Source organism: Bacillus sp. ISL-45 (assembly GCF_018613195.1).
In the GTDB taxonomy this organism is placed as follows: Bacteria; Bacillota; Bacilli; order Bacillales; family Cytobacillaceae; genus Mesobacillus.
Genome location: NZ_JAGGQQ010000006.1, coordinates 282,321 through 307,067, shown reverse-complemented (window position 1 = coordinate 307,067; position 24,747 = coordinate 282,321). Strand labels below are relative to the sequence as shown.

The 24,747-nt window shown below is 40.2% G+C and carries 28 protein-coding genes; 18 read left to right on the top strand and 10 right to left on the bottom strand.

Annotated elements, in window-relative coordinates; all coding sequences use genetic code 11:
• Positions 1-250: 250 nt before the first annotated feature.
• A complete protein-coding gene (gene ppc / locus J7E35_RS09745; RefSeq protein WP_214779249.1) occupies positions 251-3,013 on the top strand; it encodes a phosphoenolpyruvate carboxylase in 2,763 nt (920 codons plus the stop codon).
• Between the two features lie 179 nt (positions 3,014-3,192).
• Here ppc and J7E35_RS09740 read toward each other — a convergent pair whose 3' ends face one another.
• Positions 3,193-3,654 (bottom strand): hypothetical protein, encoded by a 462-nt coding sequence (locus J7E35_RS09740; RefSeq protein ID WP_214779247.1) that lies wholly within the window; start codon positions 3,652-3,654, stop codon positions 3,193-3,195.
• Positions 3,655-3,771: 117 nt separating this feature from the next.
• On the opposite strand from J7E35_RS09740, the gene J7E35_RS09735 reads away from it, so the two are divergent.
• From J7E35_RS09735 to J7E35_RS09725, 3 genes are all read left to right on the top strand, one after another.
• Positions 3,772-4,053, top strand: coding sequence for a hypothetical protein (locus J7E35_RS09735; RefSeq protein ID WP_214779245.1), 282 nt, complete (start codon positions 3,772-3,774; stop codon positions 4,051-4,053).
• A 58-nt stretch (positions 4,054-4,111) separates the two neighbouring features.
• A complete protein-coding gene (locus tag J7E35_RS09730) occupies positions 4,112-4,717 on the top strand; it encodes a CBO0543 family protein (RefSeq protein ID WP_214779242.1) in 606 nt (201 codons plus the stop codon).
• Positions 4,718-4,961: 244 nt separating this feature from the next.
• A complete protein-coding gene (locus tag J7E35_RS09725) occupies positions 4,962-5,282 on the top strand; it encodes an MGMT family protein (RefSeq protein WP_214779240.1) in 321 nt (106 codons plus the stop codon).
• 69 nt (positions 5,283-5,351) lie between these two features.
• Here the strand turns inward: J7E35_RS09725 and J7E35_RS23245 are convergent, their stop codons facing one another.
• Together J7E35_RS23245 and J7E35_RS23240 are read right to left on the bottom strand one after the other, a co-directional pair.
• Positions 5,352-5,960, bottom strand: coding sequence for a DUF3231 family protein (locus J7E35_RS23245; RefSeq protein WP_251040860.1), 609 nt, complete (start codon positions 5,958-5,960; stop codon positions 5,352-5,354).
• A 32-nt stretch (positions 5,961-5,992) separates the two neighbouring features.
• Complete coding sequence (locus tag J7E35_RS23240) at positions 5,993-6,358, bottom strand: DUF3231 family protein (protein ID WP_251009598.1); 366 nt, start codon at positions 6,356-6,358, stop codon at positions 5,993-5,995.
• 376 nt (positions 6,359-6,734) lie between these two features.
• Here J7E35_RS23240 and J7E35_RS09715 point away from each other — a divergent pair, with 376 nt between their 5' ends.
• The 6 genes from J7E35_RS09715 to J7E35_RS09690 all read left to right on the top strand — a co-directional run bounded on the left by J7E35_RS09715 (position 6,735) and on the right by J7E35_RS09690 (position 11,523).
• Entirely contained in the window at positions 6,735-7,406 is a 672-nt protein-coding gene (locus J7E35_RS09715) for a Na-translocating system protein MpsC family protein (protein ID WP_251040859.1), read from the top strand.
• 636 nt (positions 7,407-8,042) lie between these two features.
• Entirely contained in the window at positions 8,043-8,438 is a 396-nt protein-coding gene (locus J7E35_RS09710; protein WP_214779238.1) for a flavoprotein, read from the top strand.
• Positions 8,439-8,486: 48 nt separating this feature from the next.
• On the top strand, positions 8,487-8,864 hold the full coding sequence (locus tag J7E35_RS09705) for a YbaN family protein (RefSeq protein ID WP_353050352.1): 378 nt from the start codon (positions 8,487-8,489) through the stop codon (positions 8,862-8,864).
• A 181-nt stretch (positions 8,865-9,045) separates the two neighbouring features.
• Positions 9,046-9,987 carry a ring-cleaving dioxygenase gene (locus J7E35_RS09700; RefSeq protein WP_214779236.1) on the top strand — a complete coding sequence of 314 codons (942 nt, stop codon included), beginning with the start codon at positions 9,046-9,048 and terminating at the stop codon, positions 9,985-9,987.
• A 52-nt stretch (positions 9,988-10,039) separates the two neighbouring features.
• Entirely contained in the window at positions 10,040-10,645 is a 606-nt protein-coding gene (locus J7E35_RS09695) for an alpha/beta hydrolase (protein ID WP_214779235.1), read from the top strand.
• 179 nt (positions 10,646-10,824) lie between these two features.
• Positions 10,825-11,523, top strand: a complete 699-nt coding sequence (locus J7E35_RS09690; protein ID WP_214779371.1) for an aspartate/glutamate racemase family protein — start codon at positions 10,825-10,827, stop codon at positions 11,521-11,523.
• Between the two features lie 79 nt (positions 11,524-11,602).
• Here the strand turns inward: J7E35_RS09690 and J7E35_RS09685 are convergent, their stop codons facing one another.
• The 3 genes from J7E35_RS09685 to J7E35_RS09675 form a co-directional block, all read right to left on the bottom strand.
• Positions 11,603-11,968: a cyclic-phosphate processing receiver domain-containing protein gene (locus J7E35_RS09685; protein WP_214779233.1), complete on the bottom strand. Its 366-nt coding sequence runs from the start codon at positions 11,966-11,968 to the stop codon at positions 11,603-11,605.
• A 318-nt stretch (positions 11,969-12,286) separates the two neighbouring features.
• A complete protein-coding gene (locus J7E35_RS09680; protein WP_214779231.1) occupies positions 12,287-12,892 on the bottom strand; it encodes a hypothetical protein in 606 nt (201 codons plus the stop codon).
• A gap of 107 nt (positions 12,893-12,999) precedes the next feature.
• Entirely contained in the window at positions 13,000-13,191 is a 192-nt protein-coding gene (locus tag J7E35_RS09675) for a hypothetical protein (RefSeq protein ID WP_214779228.1), read from the bottom strand.
• A 255-nt stretch (positions 13,192-13,446) separates the two neighbouring features.
• Here J7E35_RS09675 and J7E35_RS09670 point away from each other — a divergent pair, with 255 nt between their 5' ends.
• Positions 13,447-14,046, top strand: coding sequence for a methyltransferase (locus J7E35_RS09670; protein WP_214779226.1), 600 nt, complete (start codon positions 13,447-13,449; stop codon positions 14,044-14,046).
• Between the two features lie 52 nt (positions 14,047-14,098).
• On the opposite strand, the gene J7E35_RS09665 is transcribed toward J7E35_RS09670, so the two are convergent.
• Positions 14,099-15,016 (bottom strand): aldo/keto reductase, encoded by a 918-nt coding sequence (locus J7E35_RS09665; RefSeq protein ID WP_214779224.1) that lies wholly within the window; start codon positions 15,014-15,016, stop codon positions 14,099-14,101.
• Between the two features lie 174 nt (positions 15,017-15,190).
• On the opposite strand from J7E35_RS09665, the gene J7E35_RS09660 reads away from it, so the two are divergent.
• Complete coding sequence (locus tag J7E35_RS09660) at positions 15,191-15,673, top strand: PaaI family thioesterase (RefSeq protein ID WP_214779222.1); 483 nt, start codon at positions 15,191-15,193, stop codon at positions 15,671-15,673.
• Between the two features lie 47 nt (positions 15,674-15,720).
• Here J7E35_RS09660 and J7E35_RS09655 read toward each other — a convergent pair whose 3' ends face one another.
• Positions 15,721-16,230, bottom strand: coding sequence for a hypothetical protein (locus J7E35_RS09655; protein ID WP_214779220.1), 510 nt, complete (start codon positions 16,228-16,230; stop codon positions 15,721-15,723).
• A 140-nt stretch (positions 16,231-16,370) separates the two neighbouring features.
• Between J7E35_RS09655 and J7E35_RS09650 the strand changes: the two genes are divergently transcribed.
• Positions 16,371-17,084 carry a nucleotidyltransferase domain-containing protein gene (locus J7E35_RS09650; RefSeq protein WP_353050007.1) on the top strand — a complete coding sequence of 238 codons (714 nt, stop codon included), beginning with the start codon at positions 16,371-16,373 and terminating at the stop codon, positions 17,082-17,084.
• A 198-nt stretch (positions 17,085-17,282) separates the two neighbouring features.
• Here the strand turns inward: J7E35_RS09650 and J7E35_RS09645 are convergent, their stop codons facing one another.
• Entirely contained in the window at positions 17,283-17,744 is a 462-nt protein-coding gene (locus tag J7E35_RS09645) for a hypothetical protein (protein WP_214779217.1), read from the bottom strand.
• A 25-nt stretch (positions 17,745-17,769) separates the two neighbouring features.
• Positions 17,770-18,186, bottom strand: a complete 417-nt coding sequence (locus J7E35_RS09640; RefSeq protein ID WP_251009599.1) for a hypothetical protein — start codon at positions 18,184-18,186, stop codon at positions 17,770-17,772.
• Positions 18,187-18,482: 296 nt separating this feature from the next.
• Between J7E35_RS09640 and J7E35_RS09635 the strand changes: the two genes are divergently transcribed.
• The 5 genes from J7E35_RS09635 (at position 18,483) to J7E35_RS09615 (ending at position 24,734) form a co-directional block, all read left to right on the top strand.
• Positions 18,483-19,277 (top strand): hypothetical protein, encoded by a 795-nt coding sequence (locus J7E35_RS09635; RefSeq protein WP_214779215.1) that lies wholly within the window; start codon positions 18,483-18,485, stop codon positions 19,275-19,277.
• A 208-nt stretch (positions 19,278-19,485) separates the two neighbouring features.
• Positions 19,486-19,818 (top strand): hypothetical protein, encoded by a 333-nt coding sequence (locus J7E35_RS09630; protein ID WP_251009600.1) that lies wholly within the window; start codon positions 19,486-19,488, stop codon positions 19,816-19,818.
• Between the two features lie 29 nt (positions 19,819-19,847).
• Positions 19,848-20,141 (top strand): hypothetical protein, encoded by a 294-nt coding sequence (locus J7E35_RS09625; RefSeq protein ID WP_214779213.1) that lies wholly within the window; start codon positions 19,848-19,850, stop codon positions 20,139-20,141.
• Positions 20,142-20,164: 23 nt separating this feature from the next.
• Complete coding sequence (locus J7E35_RS09620) at positions 20,165-23,848, top strand: multicopper oxidase domain-containing protein (RefSeq protein WP_214779211.1); 3,684 nt, start codon at positions 20,165-20,167, stop codon at positions 23,846-23,848.
• On the top strand, positions 23,832-24,734 hold the full coding sequence (locus tag J7E35_RS09615; protein ID WP_214779209.1) for a hypothetical protein: 903 nt from the start codon (positions 23,832-23,834) through the stop codon (positions 24,732-24,734). The genes J7E35_RS09620 and J7E35_RS09615 overlap by 17 nt, the downstream gene beginning before the upstream one ends.
• The last annotated feature ends 13 nt before the right edge of the window (positions 24,735-24,747 follow it).

Below are 24,747 nucleotides of genomic sequence, written 5' to 3'. Positions count from 1 at the left end.
CTATTTTTCTTCGCAAAGTAGACTCTTTTGTGAGAAAAGAGCAGGCAAACTTAATACCGACCTGCGAATGAAGTTTATAACACGTTAAAATCGACTTTAGGATTTTAACAACAAACTTTACGAAAACAGCCTTAACCAAAAAGAAAAAAACGGATAATACCATTTAATATGCTTATTATTTCACATTCTAGGTACTTTTATGATATATTAATATTTAAAATATTCTTACAAGTAATAGGAAGGTGACAAAATGACATCAGGAATTGAAGTGAATGACAGCAGTATGCCATTACGCAGGGATGTGAAGATGCTTGGAAACATCCTTGGAGATATTCTCGTATATCATGGCGGAGTGGAGTTATTTGAAAAAGTAGAAAAAATACGTGCGATGTGCAAAACGCTCAGAAATGAACATGATCGCGATACATATCCTGCTTTAAAAGAGGAGATCGCAGGTTTGTCCGTTCCAATGAGAAAAAATGTTATCAGAGCTTTTTCAGTATATTTTCATTTAATCAACGCAGCAGAACAAAATCATCGGATCCGCAGGCGCCGCGACTATCTGCTTAAGTCTGAAATCAGCGCACAGCCAGGCTCTATCGAAGCAGCCATCCTTTCATTGAAAGACAATTATATATCCTCTGATATCATCCAAAATGTACTAAATACCATTTCTTTAGAATTGATTATTACAGCCCATCCTACGGAAGCCACCAAGCGTTCAATCTTGGAAATCCAAAAAAGGATTGCAGATATCCTTAAAAGTCTGGACAATCCTATCCTATCCCGGAAAGAGCGTGAAAGGATTGAGGAAAGCCTGTTCAATGAGGTTTCTGTCCTGTGGCAGACTGATGAATTAAGAGACCGCAAACCTACTGTAATTGATGAAGTCAGGAACGGACTTTATTATTTTGACCAGACCCTATTCGATGTGCTGCCTGAAATCCATCAGGAAGTAGAAACCAGCCTTAAGGATCATTATCCAGAACATGAATGGAAAGTACCTCACTTCCTCCGTTTTGGATCATGGATCGGCGGCGACAGGGATGGAAACCCAAATGTGACTCCGGATATTACGTGGGAGACATTGCAAAGACAGAGACGCCTGGTGCTTAAAAAATATAAAGCTGTTCTGGTTGATTTGATGAAGCGCTTCAGCCATTCAACAACAAGAGCAGCTGTCAGTGATGAGCTAATGGCATCTGTCATTAAAGATGAGGGAAAATATTTAACAAATGATCAAAAGTGGAATATTGAGGGCGAGGTCTATCGCCGTAAATTTGCTGTTATCATTCAAAGGCTTAAGGAAGCTGGAAAATCAGATATCGGCTATAAATCATCAGAGGAAATGCTTGAGGATCTTCTTGTGATCAAACGAAGCATCTATCAGCACCATCCAGTGCACCATGAGCTTAAAACTTTGCAAAAGCTGATTCGGCAAGTACAGCTGTTCGGATTCCATCTTGCTACACTGGATATCCGAAACCACAGCGGTGAACATGAAGCAGCAATCGCAGAAATACTGAAAAAGGTCGGAATCGCTCAGCATTACCCATCACTTACTGAAGATGAAAAACAGGAATTACTTGTCAAAATTCTTGAAGATCCACGTTCATTGCTCCTCCTTCATGAGGATTATTCAAAAGAGACGCAGGAAATGCTTCAAGTTTTTGAGATGATCAAGCGTGCGCACAATGAATTCGGGAAACGTTCAATCTCCGTTTATCTAGTGAGTATGACTCAATCAGCGAGCGACCTGCTAGAAGTGCTAGTCCTTGCAAAGGAGGCCGGTATATACAGACTCCATGCCGATGGTACATTCGAGACCGATCTGAACGTCGCTCCATTACTCGAAACAATCGATGATTTGACAGCTGGCCCTAAAATCATGGAAACCTTATTCAAACTGCCAATTTACCGCAACCATTTGGAAAAAATGGGCGACGAGCAGGAAATCATGCTTGGGTACTCAGATGGAAGCAAGGATGGGGGAACATTGACAGCCAACTGGAAGCTTTACAAAGCCCAGCTGGAGATCAATGAAATGGCGAAGAAATATCAAATCGGCCTTAAGTTCTTCCATGGCAGAGGGGGTTCTCTCGGCCGTGGAGGCGGTCCATTGAACAAGAGCCTGCTTTCCCAGCCTGTCGAGACACTTGGACAGGGAGTCAAAATTACCGAGCAAGGTGAAGTCTTATCTTCTCGTTATCTGTTGAAGGATATTGCCTATAGAAGTCTCGAACAGGCAACCTCAACTATGATGAAGGCAGCAGCCAATGTATTGAAAGAATCAGAGCAAGGCCACCTGCGTGACCAAAGATGGGTAGATGCCATCGAGCAGATTTCTGCCGTTTCTTTAAGGAAATATCAGGCGTTAGTGTTCGAGGATCCTGATTTCATCTCCTATTTCAATCAGGCTACACCATTGAAAGAGCTTGCTGAATTGAATATCGGTTCACGTCCGATGAGCCGTAAAAACAGTGCCAAGTTCGAAAATCTTCGTGCGATTCCTTGGGTATTCGCCTGGACACAAAGCAGACAGCTTTTCCCGGCCTGGTATGCGGCTGGAACAGGCTTGCAGAGCTTCGTACAGAAAAATCCAGAGAATTTGAAAGTCTTACAGGAAATGTATGAAGAATGGCCTTTTTTCCGAAGTACGGTTGATAATCTTCAAATGGCTTTAATGAAAGCGGATATAACTACTGCACAGGAATACACTTCACTTGTGGAAGATAAAGCAATTGCTGACCGTATCTTTGGCAATATTCTGGAGGAATATGAACGAACCAAGAACATCCTTCTGCAGATTACAGAGGATGAGGAACTTCTTGACCATACACCAAATATCAAAGATTCAGTCCATAGACGAAATCCATATGTCGATCCCCTAAACTTCATTCAGGTGGAATTGATTAAAGAGCTTCGCAAGGATGAGAATCCGGATGATGAATTATTGACTCAGGTTTTATTAACAATCAGCGGCGTTGCTGCTGGACTAAGGAATACTGGTTGATGTAAAGAAGAAGTCCCAAAAGTGATTTTTTGGGACTTCTTTATCTTTATTTTGTGGAACCATTTTAGAAGGGCGAGCCAGGAGCTTGTCTCCTGCTAAAATCAGGTTTTTTAATAAGATGAAGGGAATTTAAAGCGTGAAATCGTAAATTAAAATTCTTCAAGTCTTAAGATCATTTTTCAGCCAGGCAGTTTCAGTTGCCGTTCGAACGTAATATGAGTTAAAATTTCATGGTTAAGTGTTTTAGCCATCTTCATGGTAAGATTCAGTATTTTTCGGATGCCTTCCTGGTGCCCATTTTTGATAGCTAGACCATCACATTGTATTTCATTTTCTATATTAAGCTGCTGCTCAAGCACCGGGAAATCAATATGACCCAGTTCATGCCAGATAATCGCTTCTTTTATATCTTTGTCTGCACAGAAATTTGGATAGTCATATACCACGATGAACCAATCGAAATCAGCTTCAAATGATTTATAAAAAAGTGTCAGAATCCGTGAGTCGATATCCCATAAATCAAGCCATTTGGCACTCCTGAATCCAAACACATTTAATACGGCTTCCTTATTTTCGATAATCGCAATTCTCCCATTGACCGAGTACTTCTCCTGATCTAAAAGTTCACCGATGCACTTCAAAAATATCCTCCTCAATATGAAACACCTGTTATTATTGTTAAATATATTTGGTATTGTTAAACAACATGAGTAAAATAAAAAAAGGAAGAAAAATGATCAGAAGGGAGGAAGCTGTGAATGCTCTGTTCACATAGATACTTAAAAGTGGATCGCAGAATTGAGGATAATGAGCAAGTTTATATTGAAAACGAACAATTCATACGGATGTATCATGACAGGATCACCACTGCTTCTGACATTTTTCATCTACATGACATTTTAGATATTACATTCAAGAAAATGTCAGGGATGAAAGGGTTTCTTTATCTGCATACAACAAGAGGAGTGTATTCCTATTTTACGAATACAAAGCCTGATCAGTTTATCGAGTTATATAAAGAAATAAAGCATCAAAATTAGTTGAAATCTACATATTAAAGAGCAAAAATCACACTCTATATACAAAGGGTGTGATTTTATGCTTTCATTAGTTTTTTGCGCAATTGGATACCAATTGAATGATTATATGATTATAAGCTCTATCTCGCTCCAGGAACTATTGGATGCTGAGGAGAAATTTCATAAAGTATTAAGGACGTACTGGTATGAAAATAATTTCCTAACCTATAAATGGTGGTTTTTGGTGGTTCTTTCCATCGTCCCGGCAATTGTCTGGTGGGTACAAGTTGATAAAACGAGTCTGATTGAAAATACAGCCTACGGCTTATTCTATGGTGTTACAGCCATCTTCCTGGATTCAATCGGAAGCAACGCTATGGTATGGACATATCCGGTCAGGCTCACTCCGTATTTAAATCCGCAGCTATATCCATATGATGTGGGGGTCGTGATAATCCCTTTTATGATGGTCTATCAAAAATTCAGTATGTCATTTAAAAAGTTTTTTTTCGCTACAGGTGTGTTATCCCTTTTCCTGGCTTTTGTTGCAGAACCTTTCATGGTGTACCTGGGGATTTATAAAGAAATTACCTGGAAACACATTTATTCATTTCCGATTTACTGGTTAATAGGACTAATTTGCTGGGCAATCATAAAAAAATTTAAATCTTATTCTTCTATATGATAAAAATAAAAATCCCTGGCTTAAGGTTAGGGATTTTTATGATATATTTGTTTTGAAGAGGCTCATTTCTCAAACTTTGTTGCTATTGAATACTAAATTGGATTGAAAAACCTATGTTTCTTCACAAAATTAAAGCTAATTATGAGAAAAGAGCTTGCATACTTAATACCGACCTGCAAAATGGCTTTTGATCACGTTAAACAATCTTTACGAAAACAGCCTTTGTAGAAAAGGAAGTGGAATAATGACCAGCTTTACTAATAACGTTATAAGAATCATTCAGGCAATCCCAAATGGGAAAGTTATGACATATGGGCAAATAGCAAAAGCGGCTGGAAGCCCAAGATCCGCAAGACAAGTTGTCCGAATACTCCATTCGATGTCAGAAAAACATGGTCTTCCGTGGCATAGGGTAATTAATTCAAAAGGCGAAATTGGCTTCCGGGATGAAGAAATGTTCATTACACAGAAACTGTTGCTGGAATCTGAAGGAATCCACTTTAATACAGAAAGATCCCTGCCGCTTAAGAGCTATTTATGGCCTATAGATTCAGAGCTTTATTAACGTAAAGAATTGGATAAGTTATTCAATGCATATATAGAAAAAACATCCATTGGGTGTTTTTTTTTGCAATTAGTTTTTTGAAAAATTTTGTCTGTCAATTGATAAAGGCGGTTGTTCAAGCCATTCATTAGCAACCAAGATATTGATCCCGTCTTCGGAATATTTAAGGATCTCTGCGTTCAATCGCGAATAATCAATCACAAGGTCGCTTCTTTGACTCTCTGAAATGGCAACGCCATAATTGCCTATACCAGCATAAATCATTACGCTGAAATGAAACATCATTAATTTATCTGAGAAAACTGGTACAGTTGATTCTGTGACTTCTGGTTCAATTCCGCCAGGCGCCGGAAGGGAATGCTTTTCTAAATAATCCCTAAAGACCTTAGTGTGTTTTAGAGCTATTTCCTTTCCTCTAATAAAATAATTACGTGCTTGCTTGTTTTGGGCTGTCTGAATGAAACCTGTTGACAGTGCGGCTCCTAATTGATTCGTTTCAATATTAAAGTGAAGATGAGTTACTTCTGTGCCAGATAATGCTCCTCTGCGGCCCAGACTCTCAAGGAAAAAGGATTGTTTTTGGATGAATTCCACCTTATCCGGATAAGGATTGAAGGGAGGACGTGTAGCCAGTCCCTTGTCCAGAAGGATCAATGTAGCCTTATTTTCCAGCTCCATTGAGGAGGTTAATGCCTTCGAGTAAAAGCTTTTTATGTCTTTTGATATATATTTGGCAGCATCCTGCTGTAACCAGATAAACCGCCGCCAGCCATGTTTTTTATGTATTTTAAGTAAAGAATATCAGAAAACAATCTCTCAGCTTTAAGATTTACATCCTGATCAGTAAAACCATAAGGAACCGCTATTCGCTCATGAACAAATAATTCTTTAATAATCTCCACATGCTGATAAGACAAATCAAGTGCATGCTTTACCAGCCCTTTTACTTCAGAATCGTCTATATGCTGTAGGAAATACCTTAAAACGCAAATAGACATCGTATCTGACAGATAGGTTGTCCAAAGGTATGAAATCTCTGCAGCTGTCATCTTAATGGAATTATGAGTGCTATCCAAGATATTGAGCCCCTTTACTTTAGGCTGTTTACCTAAAGATTGTTATTAAAATCCTAAGGCCGATTTTAACGTAATATAAGGCATTTTGCAGGTCGGTATTAAGTTTGTCTGCTCTTTTCTCATAAAAGAGTCAACTTTACGAAGTTCAATCCTATTTTGTAGTCAAACAGCAACAAAGTTTGAGACAAGAGCCTTACTTAAAGATAATATGCCCGAAGCCAGCTTTGAATATAACGATAAACCTTTAATGTTTAATACATAAATCTGCAGTTTAGTTCTAAATTAAGTACGACGTATTCATGGTTTTGCCAGTACTGGATTAGGGAAGAGATAAAGAGGAGTAAATTACATAGTGAGGTATATTATGGAAATAGCAATGCTTGAAAAAGAAATCAGCGGATATATTGGGAAGATGTTAAGGGAGAATTTTGGCCGTGGGCCGGGTAATGTGTTTTGTACTATCTCGAAGCCTTTCGCATCCATCTATATTACCAACTTTTTGTCCCCGATGGAGAATACTCTACTAACTAATCACCAAAGCGTATATGTCCAAAAGACAAGAGATTTGATGATGGAAACCCTTGAAGAAGAAATCAAATCCTATATCGAATTGAATACACAAGATAAAATAAAAGAATTTTACTATGACTGGAATCTAGACGAAAAATCAGGAATGTTATTATTCATTTTTGAAAATGACCAGCCATATAATTTCGATGTATACGACAATAAAAACCTGGTTGAGGAAGAAACAATAGAATTAAGCATGGAAATTCAGAAAGCCCCAGAAGAAACCCACTCTAAGTTGCTTAATGAGCGGACTCTGATAATCATACGCCACGGCATACTAATAAGCCTGGAAAAAGAATTTATTCAATTAGGGTTTCAAGAAACGCTGAAGATTGCAAAAAGGAAGCTGGAAAAGAAAGTGATTACCCAGCATCAAAGTTCATATGAAAGGTACCTAAACGCAAAAATAACAGATTACTTTGTTGACTGGAATTTTGATAAAGACAAAAGTTACACTTTGTTTATACTAAAGTCCTGAATGAGGAGCCTATTGATTTGCTGATGATAAAATGCTATCATACTCAATAGGGTAAAGGTTAAAACTCTTAACCTTGCTTATTCGGAACCAGAACGTATTTTATAATGAATAACTAAATATATAAATCTGATAGCAATGGATGGGCATAGAACCAAACCATAAGTCAGAAAAGGATTAACGTGGATTAATCCTTTTCTGACTTTTTTTATTGCCAATTATTGGATAAAATGATTGGAAGGGAATGATCATATTAATATGAGTACAAGCAAACATGAAATAGGTTCATATATTGATGCTTTTGTACAAAAAAAGCATCAATTCCGCTCGGAAACTCCTAATACTATTAAGAAGAAAGAAATCGAGTCGTATATAGAAGAATATGCTGTAGAACATGGAATTGACTTCGATAAAAAGTCGGAGTCTACCAAAACTATTTACACCATTACCGTCGAAGGAAGAGAGACGATTGTGGAATTTTTCTATAGGTATAGCCATTACTATACTAGACATTCCATAACTCTTAAATAATTCTGCTGTTCCCCGGGGAGCAGCTTTTTTAGTTCTTTGCAATCGGAGGTATTGCTTTCATCATAATATTATAGGATAATTTGTCATTGTTGTTAAAGGGGGATGGAAATGGAAGAGACATTTAATCGTTTTCTTGATGAATATCTAGATGTTTGGAAAAATTCTTCCTTGCCAGAATTACAGATGATGATTTCTGGTGAATACCAGGCAAGGGAAATTACAAATGGTAAAATATCTGATTTTGGGTATGATGAATCGATCAGAGGCTGGGAGCAGGGTTTTAATTTTGTCATAGGAAATAAGGGAAGCTGGGACCTAACAGTTATAGACAGCATAAAGATTAGGGAGCATGAGGTAATGGCAATTATCCTTGCCAGGCTGGTCCTCGACGGGAAAAGCATGGAGACTAGTAATCTCTTTTTTCAGACATTTACGTATGACTTTGGATGGAAGCTTATCAGAAGTTATATAGAGGCTGGAATTCCTGTCAGCCAGTTTGAGTAGACAACATCTTGTATAATGCTTAATGAAAAAACTCTAGGGGGATACACGGTGAACATCGCAGTAAAGGCTATATTTATCATCATAGGGACACTTTCAATAATCGCGGGAGTGATCGGAATCGTGGTTCCTCTCTTGCCGACCACACCGTTGATCCTGCTTGGTGCAGCATGTTATGTAAAGGCGTCAGACGAACTTTACCAAAAGCTAATCAGAAATAAATGGTTAGGCGGTTATATAAAGGATTTTCGGGAGAAAAACGGAATTACCTTAAAAAATAAGGTGTTAAGTCTTAGCCTGATGTGGATTTCCATATTGGGAACGATATTATTTTTTGAGGTCAATTTTTGGCTTGCGGCTGTCCTGATTGTCATTGCTGTTACGGTAAGCGCCTATATTTTATCTTTTGATACTATTTCAAGCAGATAGACTTCACCCTTTTGTATTATTTGCTTCAATCGTATAGATAACCAAAGTAAAATCTGTATCGTATGGCAAGCTTGCTTAATCTCAGATTCTTGACATAAGCACTTTTAATTTATACAATTATCTTGAATTCGAGATATTTTGTCAGCATAAGCGGTTAACAGAAAGGCTGGTGTACAACACAATGAAGAAAATGACTGCCGGCATCCATCATATTTCAGCAATTGTAGGGAATCCACAAGAAAATGTTGATTTTTATGCGAGTATACTGGGCCTGCGTTTAGTGAAGAAAACAGTGAATTTCGATGACCCTGAGACCTATCACTTATATTTTGGAAATGAGCATGGAACACCAGGAACCATCATGACATTCTTTCCATGGTCAGGTTCATATAAAGGGAGAATTGGCGATGGTCAGGTTGGAATCACCACCTATATAGTGCCTTCAGGAGCTTTTGGCTTTTGGGAAAAAAGGTTGACGGCCTTCGGTATTGATTGGGTAAAAATGGACCGTTTTGGCGAACAATACTTGCGATTCGAGGATCCGCACGGTCTAAAGCTGGAGCTTGTAGAACGCGATGGCGCACACGTGAATACCTGGGAGTTTAACGGAGTTTCAAGAAATGAAGCGATTAAGGGGTTTGGAGGCGCTGTACTTTTTTCTTCCAATCCGCAGCAAACAGCAACATTGCTTGAAGATGTAATGGGCTTTGAACGTGTAAGTGAAGAAGAGGACTTCATCAGGTTTAAATCCACAGGAGAATTCGGGAATATCATTGACTTAAAATCAAGTACGGGCGTCCGTGGATTGATGGGAATCGGGACAGTACACCATATTGCCTGGAGAGCTGCTGACGATAAAGATCAGCTTGTTTGGAAAGAGCATTTAGAGGTACATGGTTATAGAGTAACACCAGTCCAGGACAGGAATTATTTCAATGCTATTTATTTCAGGGAGCACGGCGAAATTCTATTCGAAATAGCCACTGACCCTCCAGGCTTTGCCATTGATGAACCTCATGATAGGATGGGTGAAAGGCTCATGCTTCCACCAAAATATGAGACAAATCGTCCAGAGCTTGAAAAGTCATTAGTTCCAATTGAAGTAAACGAGTTAGATATATAGTAATGTACACTTTAGTGACTTTTGGCCATATTAAAATGTAAGGAGAGTTGATATGAAACATATTTATAAAAGAGGAAGTAATACATCCAAACCAACTTTATTATTGCTGCACGGAACAGGTGGAAATGAAAATGACCTGCTCCCTTTGGCGAATATGATTGACCCGGAAGCATCTGTGTTGAGTGTTCGTGGGAATATCCTAGAAAATGGGATGCCGCGTTTTTTCAGGAGGCTTGCTGAAGGGATATTCGATGAAAAGGACTTGATATTCCGTACGCAGGAGTTGCATGAGTTTTTGGCTGAAGCATCGGAAAAATATGATTTTGACCGCGATAACATTGTTTCGATTGGTTATTCAAATGGTGCCAATATTGCTGCCAGTCTGCTTTTCCATTATAAGAATGCCCTTAGAGGAGCAATCCTTCACCACCCTATGGTGCCGAGAAGAGGGATTGAGCTGCCAAATTTGTCAGGTACAGAGGTGTTTTTAGCTGCCGGCAAAAATGATCCAATTTGCTCCGCTCATGAGTCAGAGGAACTGAATATCCTATTGTCTACCGCCAATGCCAATATAGAAATGCATTGGGAGAGCAGCGGACATCAATTGACACTAAGTGAGGTAGAGGCTGCCAGGGACTGGTATAAAGGCAGATTTTAATTTTAGACATTAAAGGGAAATACCTTTAGACTGTAAACAAACTTTTCTGATTGGAATTTGTTTATAGTCTTTTTATTATTTCTGTCTCTTTTAAAAAACTTCATATTTATAATGTCTTTTTCATATGTTCATGGCACTCTTAGCATAACGGGAAAAATAAAATTAAAGGAGTGATCAATATAAAAACGATTGGAATGATCGGCGGTATGAGCTGGGAATCATCAGCTGAGTATTACCGGATATTCAATGAGGAAGTAAAGCGGCGGCTTGGAGGTTTGCATTCTGCCAAAATTATTCTTTTCAGTGTTGATTTTAATGAAATCGAAAGATGCCAAACAGAGGGCAGGTGGGATGACGCGGGGGAGATATTAGGCGAAGCGGCTTATTCACTGGAAAAGGCAGGAGCGGACTTTATCGTGATATGCACCAATACGATGCATAAAGTGATTGACCAAATATCACAGAAGACAAGCCTGCCAATTCTTCATATAGCAGAGGAGACTGCAGCACAAATCAAAAAGCTCGGGATTAAAAAAGTAGGCTTGCTTGGGACCAAGTACACGATGGAGCAGGATTTCTACAAATCAAGAATACAATCAGAAAATATTGAGGTGCTGATCCCGGACGAAAAGGATCGGGACCTAATTAATAAAACGATTTTCCATGAATTATGTCTTGGAACGATTTTGCCTTCCTCAAAGGATTCCTTTAAGAGGGTTATTGAGGGCCTCGCTGCAGAAGGGGCAGAAGGAATCATTCTGGGCTGTACAGAGATCGGCCTATTGATAAAGCAGGAGGATACAACAATTCCAATGTTTGACACCACTTTAATACATGCACATGGGGCTGTAGAAAAGGCGCTCGATCCCAGTATATAAATTCTGCTGCCAGAAGGAGACATCTCCTGAGCTTACCCAGATTCCCGTGATTTAAAGATAAATTATTCAGATGGGCAATTTATTTATTATAAATCGATAGCATTCGAGAAGTAAAAGGACGTAAGGGCATAGGACGTAAATGAATATTAATAGACTGAGGCATAAGGTAGTCAAGTTGAGCTTGTTTTAAAGAATGATACATAGCCTTGCCGCCAGTAGAATTTGCAGAGTGAATCGTGATCCGTTTGGCATAAAGTTGTTTATTGATCATAATCTTGACAAGCATTAAGCCATTTCTTACATGGCTGGTTAGATCATGATCCAGTGACAGATGATCAATATCATAATTATTTAGGAAGAATAGACATTCATCAATAGTTTCTACCAAAACATAACCTTCTGGGGGTTTACGGTAATCATCCAGGAAAACATTGATTTTCTCCATTTCCCGCACTCCTTTCAAAAAGGGGGTGACTAAGAAAAGTCGATCGCCCGAATTAAGTTCCCACTATCTAGAGCCTAACACACATTATGATTTAAAAGGACAATTTCAGCTTGGGAAATTATTCAAGCATCTGCCGGAAGTAGCGATGATACGTATTTGGGACAAATAAAAACACCCCGAACATTAGCTGTTTGGGGGTTTGATTTTTTTGATCAATCAGAAGATTTAAGTACTTTAGCAAGAATACTGGGACGGGCCAGGCTGATTGGATGTGCTTTTAGATGAAGGACCTGGATGAACTGGGAGTAAACATTTTCTTCATGTGAGCAAGCCGCCACAACTTTTTTTACATATCCATTGCAATATCGGAAGGCCTATTGGTTTTCTTCCGGTCGTTGTCTGAAAACGAAAGTCTTCTGATATAGCGATTAGCCAAGGTATTTCGATAATCTTGCTTACATTTTTATGATAGGTATTTGCTAACTGTTTCTTGTTTAACCCCTTCATTAATAGACCCCTTAATGCCTTGGCTTCCATTGCAGCAAGGCTCATCCCCTGTGCAAAAACAGGATCAATCCGGCAAAAAGCATATCCAATCACCAGCAATCCAGAGGGGCTGTCTTTCATTTTCTCAAAGTGATACCGGCGCAGGGCAGGAAATCGGTAGACTTTTACTTTCCCGGAGAGTGGTACTGCATTTGTAATTGCTTCATACAATTCAGGTTGTTCAAGTTTCTCTGCATATTCCTTAAAACTGTCTATATCTTTAGGAATTTCCTTCGATCCGTATCCAATCAGGGTAACTAACGAACGATTTCCTTCAACGGGAGAAATCATACCTCCACAATCAGTTACCGGTGGATTAGGGTAGGCGAGCAGACTATGCCAATCCATTGATACATGAGAGAGTTCCTTAAAAGCCATGCTAGCATAAAATAAATTCACCCTGATTTCTGTTTTGGCTGGAATGCCGTAACCTGAGTCCCTTAGCCATTGGTTATGGAGTGCGGCAGCACCTGATGCATCGGTTACTAAATCGCTTCGCCGCTTTTCAGCAATACATGTCCCTGCTCATCCTGCGGAACTCCATTTCTATTGATGACATGATCATTTTTTTTATCTTTTTCAATTACTATCACTTCCTTGAAAAACTCAGAAAGCACTCTTGCAGCCAGCTTGCCAGCAATGCTGCCACCTACCACCACAGCTCTATTTCTGTTCATTTTTTTAGAAAACATCCTTGCTCCGATTCCCCTCATAATAATAGTTATGTTGAATTGAATAAGTTAAAATAATCTTATGTATGCTGAAAGCACAACACGGTAATTTTACCTAAAGAGGTGGGGAAATGAAAGAGTTACAAGCATTTACATGGGGACTGCCATAGAGAAATGGTCTCGCAAATCATTTCCGATCACTAAGCCAAGAGCATGGAATATGATTTTACACGAACTGTTAATGAATGGAGTTCGATCATTATGAATGAAACACAATTTGATAAATTGCTGAATGTCAGAACAATTGGTGAACAAAAAGGATTCTTGACTTCTTTGCACTATCATCGGTATGAACCCACTCCCTATAGTGCTCTTGAGTTATTTTTCAATGAATACAAATTGAGCCGTCATGATCATGTAGTTGATTTTGGATGTGGAAAAGGGCGTTTGAATTTTTATCTGAATCATCATTTTAATACCAATGTCACGGGTATTGAAATGAATGCAACATTCTACATGGAAGCCCTCGAAAACAAACAGAGTTACTTAAAGTCCTTTCGAAACAAGGGAGATAGGATCAACTTTTATTGTGTGTTGGCAGAGGAATACGATATTTTCCCTTATGAAAACAAGTTCTATTTCTTTAACCCTTTTACGGTTCAAATCCTAATGAGAGTAATAAAGAACATTATGATTTCTTTTGAAAAACATCAAAGGGAGATTGACCTCATTCTATATTATCCATCTGAAGATTATATATTTTATTTGGAGAATCAGACTCCGTTTGTACTTGTAAGTGAAATGAACCTGCCGGAAAATAACCCAAATGAGAGATTTTTAGTTTATAGATTGAATAATTGATATTTAATCGTTCAACTTTAAATGCCCCGGTAATTGCCGGGGCAAAAATTATCTATTTTATACTCTGAGGATGGTGACCCTCGGCCAGTTGTGCTGCTTTTGCATTGAGTTCCACTTGTTCTGGTGTCTTGCAGCCTGGAATGACGGCAGTTATTGCAGGGTGTTTTAAGACCCAGGATAATGCCCAGGTAGCCATTGAAACATTTTCCGGGACTTCGTTTTTTTGTATCTCTTCAACCTGTTTGAGTAATCTCGCTGTTTCCTCGCTGTCATGTTTTGAGCGAACATCGTCGGCGCTGAAGGACGCACCTGGTTTATATTTACCGCTCAAATATCCGCTTGCCAGGGGCACCCTTGCTAGTACCCCGAGATTTTGATTTTGGCTTGAAGGGAAGATGTGTTCTTCTGGCTTCCGGTCAAGGCGATTGTATACAACCTGAATGGCACATGCGTTTACGTCAGTTGCGTGATCCGTTTGATAACTTTCTTCATTCGATCGCAGTGAGATCCCGAGGCTGCGGATTTTTCCTTTTTCCACTTGCTTATCGAGCATTGTCCATAACTCGTCGTTGTTGAATTCTTCATCTGTACATGAATGGGCCTGATATAAGTCTATGTAATCTGTTTTTAGAGCTTTTAGTGAGGAATCGAGCTGTTGCAATACATCATTTGCACTCCAGTGACGTGTCCTTTCAAAATTACCATGGAAATGATGGCCGAATTTTGTTGCCACAATCCAGTCCTCGCGATTGCCCCGTCTAAGGTAATCTCCAATAAGGCTTTCCGATAAATGGTCCCCATAACATTCGGCTGTATCGAGGAAGTTGATTCCTTTTTCATTAGCTTTATCCAGGATCGCATCGACCTCATATTGTCTGAAATCCTTTCCCCATTCACCGCCGTACTGCCAGGTTCCGATACCAATTACAGATATATCAAGATTTGTATTGCCTAAGCGTCTGTACTTCATTCCATCACCCCTAAGAGAATTTACATCAATCTTATCATTTGAACGTTTTGAACAAAACTAGGTTGCACGAATATATCCATTGTATTCACCCAAATGGAAATCAAATTTTTTAAAGGAATTCAAACAACAATTGAAGAAAGTATTATAGATTCGGATTGACAAGGGGGAAGCACAATGGAAGAAAAAGTGTTGAAAGCCATCCAGGATGAATACCCGGAGGATTTTGCATGGTGTTATGGGTGTGGGAGGATGAACGAGCAGGGACATCATTTTCGGACAGGCTGGGATGGTGACAAGACAATATCAATTTACAATCCCCAAAAAGAACATATGGCACTGCCAGGGTTTGTCTATGGCGGTGTGATTGGCTCTTTTGTGGATTGTCACGGTACTGGTTCAGCTGCACTCTACCTGCATCGTAAAAATGGATATGAACCAGGTGACGGAGCAGAACCGCCAAGATTTGTCACAGCATCCTTGCATGTGGATTTTATGAAGCCAACTCCTCAAGGAACAGCCTTAAAAGCAATAGGAACCGTACATGAAATCCATCCAAAGAAATACCGAGTTGAAACAGAAGTATATGCAGGGGAAACTTTTTGCGCTAAAGGGGAAGTAATCGCTGTTGTGATGCCTGATACTTTTACGGGAAAATAATAGTACCTATAATAAGACCCTGAACAAAATTCAGGGTCTTAATCTGGTTATTGGACAGGTTCCAGCATGGTAGTGGGAAGGTATCCTTCCTCACCGGAATCTGTCATCTTTACTTTAGTTCGTCTAATCTCTCTTTCTAAGATTTCTGCTTCACTGCCTTTATTGATTTCTTTCACTTTATTATCCTGAACGATCTTGTCTACACCTTCTACGTCGTTAATTTCAATCAATTGATAAAGCTCATCATATGCTTCCGGTGTAAGTGCGAGGTAGGCATCTTTTTGTACAGTTGCCCTATCCCCAGCCTGAAGTGTATTATCTTTAACTTCTTGTTCGCTTTCTTTATATGTGTCCTTCATGTTTTGGATAATTCCCGGAGTCTCTTCTTTTACCTTATCCACAACCTCTTTTGATTTTTCCTCGGTTTCCTGGGCAGCGTTCTTTGTTTCCTCTTCAAGTTCCTTCACTCCTTGCTCTGCCTCATCGTTGTTGCAGCCAGTAATGAGCAAAACTGCCAATCCTGCAGGTATAAACAATTTATTTAATGAAAATGGCATAAGTATATCCTCCTGATTCAACTACTTTTATACTGTAGGATACCACTAGAGTTGTCTTATAAAACATTCGCAATGTTGTCGACAAATTTTTTGTTATCACTAATAATAACCTTATGAATAGTTAATGGAGGATTTTGTACATGTACATGCATACTAGATTATCAGCTTTTGAAGCAGCGCAAAAGTTTGTGGAGGAGCGGTTCCCGGACTGTGATGCAGCACTGCTGGCCGGGAGTGTAACCAGGGGAGAAGCAACTGTTACATCTGATTTGGATATCGTGATATTCGATAAGGATATTTCATCACCCCGCAGGGAGTCATTAATAGCATATGGGTGGCCGATCGAGGTTTTCATCCATAATTTACAGTCCTATAAGCTTTTTTTTGAAAGTGATATAAAAAGAGCAAGGCCAAGCTTACCGAGAATGGTTTCAGAAGGTAAGGTTATTAGGGAAAGCGAATTTCTGCCGGAAATAATTGATGAAGCAAAAAGGTTAATCGAGCTGGGACCAGAGGAGTGGTCTAAGAAAGAAATCGAGGTAAAACGGTATTTCATTACAGATACGCTTGATGATTTCATTGGATCTGGCAACAAGGCAGAGGAAATCTTCATTGCAGGCACGCTGGCGCAACAGCTGCAGGAATTTGTGTTAAGAGCAAACAAGCGGTGGGTAGGAAAATCGAAATGGCTGGTGAGAGAATTACATCATTATGACCCCGTATTCACTGAACAATTTGTAGAAGCTTTTTCCCATTATTACAGTACAGGTAATAAAAATATGGTCGCAGATTTGGCCGAACAGATTTTAGAACCCTTTGGGGGAAGGTTATTTGACGGCTTTTCAATAAAGTAAAAAAAAGCAGCCCGAATGAGGCTGCTTTTGTCCTTTACTCCGGGTTTCCATTCAGCGAAGGGCCTGTTTGAGTTCTTTAATGTGTCCAAAAATAGCGAAGTGCTCCCGTTAGGTCACGTTAAGCTCATTAATGTGACGATCAAGAGAGATTTGCTCCCGTTAAGGCCACATTAAGTCCCTTAAAATGACATTAACTGTTCATACTTTGAAAGAAAATTGGAGCAATAGAGCAGATATTCCCTGGATACACAGACTGAAAAGGGCAAAGAAGATTATCATTTCTTGTTCGGAGGCAATGGTACCAGGAAGACCGCAAATAGCTGGATTTTTTACCACCAATCCAAGCATCGTTCCCATTATTGCGCTTATGCCCCCGTTATAAATTCCTGCAATCAATGATTGCGCATTAAACATTGAGCCATATAAAAAACCGATCGTGATACCAAGTAAAATGTTAAGCACCCCAACAACTCCGAAATGGTTAGGGAATAGCAGCATGAAATTTAGTGAAGCAACCAGTCCCAGTATGCTGCTGGCAAAATAAGAGGCTGTATATCCAAACCTGTCACTAAACAGAAATCTCGATTTACGAAGTACATAATATAGCCAGGCTCCAATTGAAAAATTGATGATAGTTATGGAGATTAATAATAACTGCATAAGACACCCCCTCCAGATTACTGAATCAGGTCTTGTAGGCCGAGGAGGCCGCTATGCAAAAAGAGCTGATGATGAAAATCTCGATCATGATTAAAAAATTTACACCTTCATATGCGGAAGCTCCAACCATAGGCGCCATGATTCCCATCATAAGCCCAGTTATATAACCAGACAATAAAGTTTGATAGTCAAAGAGGTTGCCAAACAATATTCCTGAAATACCCCCTATGATTACTGAAAACATGGTCGCTTCCAAAAAGTAAAAAGGATACATGTTGATAAAAATTATCCCTGTTCCGAGAGCCAAACCTCCAGCTGCCACCATGGTTATATTCATCCCTAAGTGAAAACCGATTTGTTTTCTTCGATTGTATAGATAGATATATAGAACGTATGCGGACAAGAAATTAATTGGGTAAAAAATCACAATCCATTCCGGCAAGACATATCACCTCTACTGTTCAATGTATTCACAACAAAATTTGTGGTGTTTGAATTTTTTGTCAATTGCAATGACATTTATGATATTTGCCTCATATGATAGTGGGGAAATTTGTTCATTTATAAGAAGGTATTAAATGTTCGCATTTAGATTAGTGTCTAACTCCAGCGCCTAGCCCCTCGAGTCGCTTCGGTGTCCGCCCAAATGAAGTCAAAGAACGACTTCACCGGTCGGTCCTCCAGCGCTGTCGGGGCTTACCAAGACGCTTGCGCTTTTCTGCGAAAGGGGGCAATTCGTTGAGAAAAGGTATACGCCATTCGGATTATTTGAAATATTTGTTAGAGGACAGAAGGAAGGAAGTCAGGCAGGTAGATCCGATTCATGAAGTCGGAATTGAAATAACTTCCCCGCCTAGTGCCACACCGCTTGAGGAGAATAAAATCATTTCCGATTACCTGGAGCAAAAAAACCTGCAAACACTTGCGAATGCCGTTCCTGAATTTAAAAAACCATTGATTTTAAAGAAGTTTTTTAAGATGAGGCGGAATCAGGAAGTAATAGTCTATATTGACCACCAAGATAACACACAGGAAATCTCCGGTAAGGTGAATGCCATCGGAAGAGATTTTGTCATATTGACGAACTTAAAGGATCGGATTTGGATCCCGTATAAAACGATATTATCAGCAAATTCTCCATCCGGAGTGCCGACATATGAAAATGCCCATCAAAATTTCATTTATGATAATGACTTAAAACGAAAACTGACTACGAATTTTGGTGAAACAGTTGCCAATCGAGAGGTCTTAATACAGCAATTTTTCGAAGAGTCATTGAAAGGCAACCTTCATAGATGGCAAGGAGTGTGGGTTAAGGTAGTTTTGCCTGATGAAATCGTAATGGGGAAGATCGCTTCTGTTACTGAAGATAGTATTTTATTACAATCTTTTGGCTCAGAAAGGGAAATTGCCTTAACGGATGTAACACATATTCGTTCTGCCCGCCTTTTAATCCAGATCCTTTTGATGGGAAAGAACATGATCAAGAGTATTTTTTCGTTAGGCTCTTTTCTCAAACTTTGTTGCTATTGACTACAAAATAGGATTGTATTACCTAAGTTTCTTTACAAAATTAACGCTTATTATGAGAAAAGAGCATGCAAACTTAGTACCGACATACAAAATGACTTTACATCACGTTAAAATCGGCTTTAGGATTTTAACAACAATCTTTACGAAAACAGCCTTTCGTTAAGACATTAATTGCAGAAGTCCTATTTACGAGAAAGGGTGACAAAACATGCATGACTGGCCATTAAAATCATTATCGGCTGCTTCTAGCGTCGGTAGTGTCAATGACCCATTATTTGATTTCTTTAACAAGCATATGGGCAAACAGATCCTGATTATTACGGAATCATCACAACTAAACATATTAGGGCAAACCTTCAGACCGATTTTTTGCGGAAATGTAGCTGAAGTTGAACCTGGACATTTAACTCTTTCTCCCATAACAATCAAAATTTTGAATGCACCGTTTCATAAGTTCCCAATTCCGTTATCCATTCCTTTTGAAAAAATTGCCCATTTCACGACAGACGTCGATTGTTCGATGAGAATTCCGTTAGTTTAAACATTCAAGTAATGGAGGCGTTGTTTCTTATGTCCACAGATTATTCACAGATGACAAATGTAAATGAAATCCATGACTCAGCCATTTTGGAACACTTCAGAAATGGAATTGGCCACAAAACGCTTGTGATTTCTCCATCCTATCCATACATGTTCGTTGGCATAATCAAGGAATTGATAGGTGATACGGTTATGATCGATGTGGAGACCACTCACTTTGCTCAATTAGAAAACCGCGAATGGTGCATTCACATTCATAATATTGAAGTTTTCTATATTGAAAGGCCTGGAGCACCTAAAATACCGAAGCTTGAAGACTATTAGATTCCTATGAAGGGGGGAAATAGATGTTTCGAAAATATCATGTTGTCGGAATTTCCACGAGGATAGTAGTTAATACGTTCGGGGACCACAATCCTAGTGGCAGAATATATGTCTTGAAGGAAAATGAGTCAAAGCTTAAAGACCTCGTACGAAAGAATCCTTATAAGCCAATTGATCTTGTTCAACCGTTGGCTATTCGGGCAAACGAGGGAGATATAGTCGAAATACTTTTTGAAAACCAGCTTCCTTTTTCAGCAGGGATGCACTTCCAGGAAGCGGATTACAATGTGTTGACTTCCGATGGAGCGGATGCAGGCTACAACCCGGATACAACGGTAAAACCGGGTGGACAAATTCTTTACAGGCTTAATGCAAGTCAGGAAGGTATCTGCTTCTTCACCGACCTTGGAAATATTTCAAGCACCGAACAAGGATCAAGTGTCCAGGGATTATTCGGGGCGCTGCTTGTCCAAAAAAGGGGCTCAGCCTGGACCGATCCTGTAACGGGAGGCCCAATCAACAGTGGTGTTTTTGCAGACATACACCATCCTTTTCTGCCATCATTCAGGGAGTACGCCTGGTTTTTCAATGACGAAATGGAAATTAGGGATCTTACAGGGGACCATCCTTTGAACCCAATGACAAACCAGGAAGCAGAATCCTTTCATGGAGTGAATCTTCGCTATGAACCTATGACAAACCGTAAAAGGCTGATGGAAGCGGGAGTAGTTTGCCCTGATTGTGATTCAGAAGAAGTCCACCATGATTCATGGGTTTTTGGTGATCCTGCAACTCCGATATTAAGAGGATATGTGGGGGACCCTGCAGTCATCAGATTGATCCACGGCGGGGTAAAAGAAACTCATGTTTTTCACTACCATGTCCATCAATGGCTCGGGGATTCGAGCAATATTAATGCTGAAATACTCGATGCTCAATCGATAAGCCCTCAAACCCACTATTCGATTCAGCCGCTTTATGGACTCGGCAGCCTGCATGGTGCCATTGGAGATTCTATCATCCATTGCCATCTGTATCCCCACTTCGGCATAGGCATGTGGGGAATCAACAGGGTTTTTGATACTCTGCAGGATGGAAGCCAGTGTTATCCAAATGGTGTTAGAATTAATGCCCTAAAGCCGTTGCCAGACCGTACGGCACCACCAAAGCCAACTCCTGAAAAACCAGGATTCCCTAATTTCATTCCAGGAAAAGTAGGCTATAAAGCACCCAGGCCGCCTCTGGGCATTGTCGGGGGGCGGGAGATGACTGAACTGGAACGGAATGCAGCGATTGAAAATCCACGTCCGGGAGCAGTTTTTGTTGACCCATGCCTAGAACAGGACCCAGTGGTAGTCGAATTCAATGTCTCTGCTATTGAAATGCCTGTCGTTTATAACAGACAGGGCTGGCATGACCCGAAGGCAAGATTTTATGTGATGGACGAAGACCTTGATGATATCCTTTCGGGAAAAAAAGAGCCTGAGCCGTTAGTCTTCCATGTTCCTGCTGGTACATGTATAAGGATGAACTATACAAATCGTATGCCCCATATTCTCGATGGTGATGCATTCCAGCTGGTGACCAGGACGTATGAAAATGGTTTTCACATTCACTTTGTAAAATTTGATGTTCTTGCATGCGATGGTGGTAATGTTGGGTGGAATTATGATAGTGGGGTTCTTCCTGGCCAAACCATTCGTTATGAATGGTATGCGGAAACCGAATTAAAAGCATTTTTCTTCCATGACCATTTATTTGCTAACTCCCATCAGCAGCATGGAGTTTTCGGGGCAGGCGTGATACAGCCGAGGTTTTCAAAATTCCTTGATTCGAGAACTGGTGACGAGGTGGACCATGGAACCCAGATTTCTGTCGAACACCCGTTAATACCGGATTATCGTGACCAGACACTTTTCGTCCATGATTTTGCCCTTTTATTCGATAAAAACGGCCGCCCAATCCAGCCGCCAAGATATCCAGGATCGGAGGACGATCCAGGTGTCTTTGGAGTCAATTTTAAATGTGAACCCTTAAAGTTCAGGCTAGGTGAGGATTGTGATCCTGCTTATTCCTTCAGTTCCTATGTTCACGGTGATCCTGTTACCCCGATACTGAGGGCATATCAAGGCGACCCGATCAGGATCAGGCTATTGCAGGGAGCACATGAAGAATCCCACAGTTTCAATATCCATGGGCTGAGATGGAAAGAAGAGCGCCCGGATTTGGGATCATCCATGAAAGCGCAGCAGCATATCGGAATTTCTGAGTCCTTTACTTTTGAGACTGAGATTCCTGTATCCGGTGATTATCTTTGGGCCTTTGAGGATGAGGAAGATGTTTGGCTTGGTACATGGGGATTGATCCGTGCGTATAAGGATAGAATGGAAGATTTAATCGTCTTAGCTGACCGAGAAGCGCTGCCGGAAGGATCGGCTGAAACTCCAAAGCCAACGGGCAAACCGCCTGAAAAAGCAAATCCTCTTGCCAGTCTGCCGCCAGGGGCTTACCATGGCTCACCTGTCAAGAAATTCGAGGTAGTCGCCTTCCAGACACCAATCCAATATAACTCTTATGGCGATCATGATCCATTTGGAATTATTTTTGCTTTAAAAGAGGATGTAGAAGATATTATTTCTGGCAAAAAGAACCCAGTGCCACTTATCCTGAGGGCAAATGTTGGGGACCTTGTAGAGGTAACACTGACAAGTGAGCTAAAGAAAGAACTTTTTCCATTTCAAGATGGGATTCATCCGTACCCGCCGGTAAAAGAACAATCATACTATCCTCCTTCTCTAAGAATATCACTCCATACAAGCCTGCTGAATTATGACGTTAAGACTTCCAGTGGAGATACAGTTGGTTACAACCCTGACCAGACAGTCGGTCCAGGGGAAACGATTACTTATAGATGGTTTGTCGATGGCCAGTTCGGAATGTGTTCGATGTGGGACATGGCCGATTTGAGAAATCACCGGTCGTTTGGTACCTTCGGTGCGTTCATTGCCGAATCCAGGTTTACAACCTACCTGGATCCATACAGCCTGGAAAAAGTAATTACAGCGGAAAATGTGATTCTTCGCCACCCCTTGCTTCCTGCAACCAGAGAATTTGTCCTCATTTTACATGATGGTGTAAGGCTGGAGGACAAAGCTGGAAAAGTGATTATTGATCCGATGGATGGGGTTGTACCTTATACTGAAGAGCTTGAAGAAGTCGATACGTACGATTATGGATCAAGGGGTTTTAACTACCGGAGTGAAAGGCTCATCAATCGATATAAGGAACACCCGGTAATGCACGAGCTTTTTTCATCAGAAATTTTTGGGGACCCAGCAACACCTGTATTTGAAGCATATCCTGGTGAGCCAGTGGTGATACGGATTACCACTCCAGCAGAAAGGCGAAGAGCTCATACATTCCACCTTCACGGACATTATTGGAAATTCGACAGCAAGGATCTTGATTCACGGATTCAGTCATTTTTAGGCCATATGGTTACGGGCCATACTGATGATTTGCGCTTGATTGGAGGAGCAGGAGGAGTTTTCAATTTCCCAGGGGATTACTTGTACCGGTCCGGTAATATCCGCTGGGACATAGAATTGGGAATGTGGGGAATCTTCCGGGTTCATAAGGATTCGAAGGAAAACCTGCCGCGGCTAGAGGAAGTGGAAGGGGAGTGGGACAATGAAGAAAAGGCATAAAATTGAAATTCCAGATGAGGAGTCTTCAAGCCAGGAGATGACGGAAAGCAGTTCCTCCTCAGCAAACAATCCGGAAGACGATTTTTGCTTTCAGGACGGTTGTCCCGGTCAAATCGAAACTCCCAAAATTCCTTCGCCAACATCTTGTTTGCCTGCAGGGCGGCTGCATGAACTAGAGGAAAAAATCGATGGAGCCAATCGCATGCTATTGGATCTCGGACTATCAAACGAGCAGCTTGAATTTGGCCGCAGGATATTATTCGATGGCTTGGCAGGGGAGATGGTGAAAATCAAAATAAGCTGTTCAAATCCAGATGAGAACAATGCAGACACCAGTCCGGAAGAGACAATCGAGGAAATATTAAACAAGAAGACTAAGAAGACAAAACATTACAAAAAGAAGAGGCTGGCCAATAAGCATAAATTGAAGCCTAAGCATAGATACAAAAAGAAGAAACTGAGCAAAAATTACCTGGAAGGATTCGTAAAATTAGTTGGCAGAGATTTTGTCCAGCTCCAAAAGAACCGAAAGACCTTTTTAATCCCTTTCAAAAGTGTTTGCCTGGTTTTGACTAAGAAGCGATATCAACCTCCTGTTCACAAACTGCCTTTGGCTGATATTGATCCATGTTTCCGCAGGGACCTGACATTCAAATTTGGAGAAACAGTTGCTGATGATCATGAATTAGTCCAGATTTTCTTCAGGATCAAGTTATCCATGTACCTTAAAACATTTGCTGATGAAAAAGTATCGGTTTATTATAATTCGAAAAAGGAAATTGGTTTATTAAAGTGCATTGAAAACGGCAACATCCATCTAGTCAGCCAGGATGGGCAGGTTAAAGGAATACCCTTAACATCCTTCTGTTATCTGAAAAAATCCTGATCACAATCAGAAA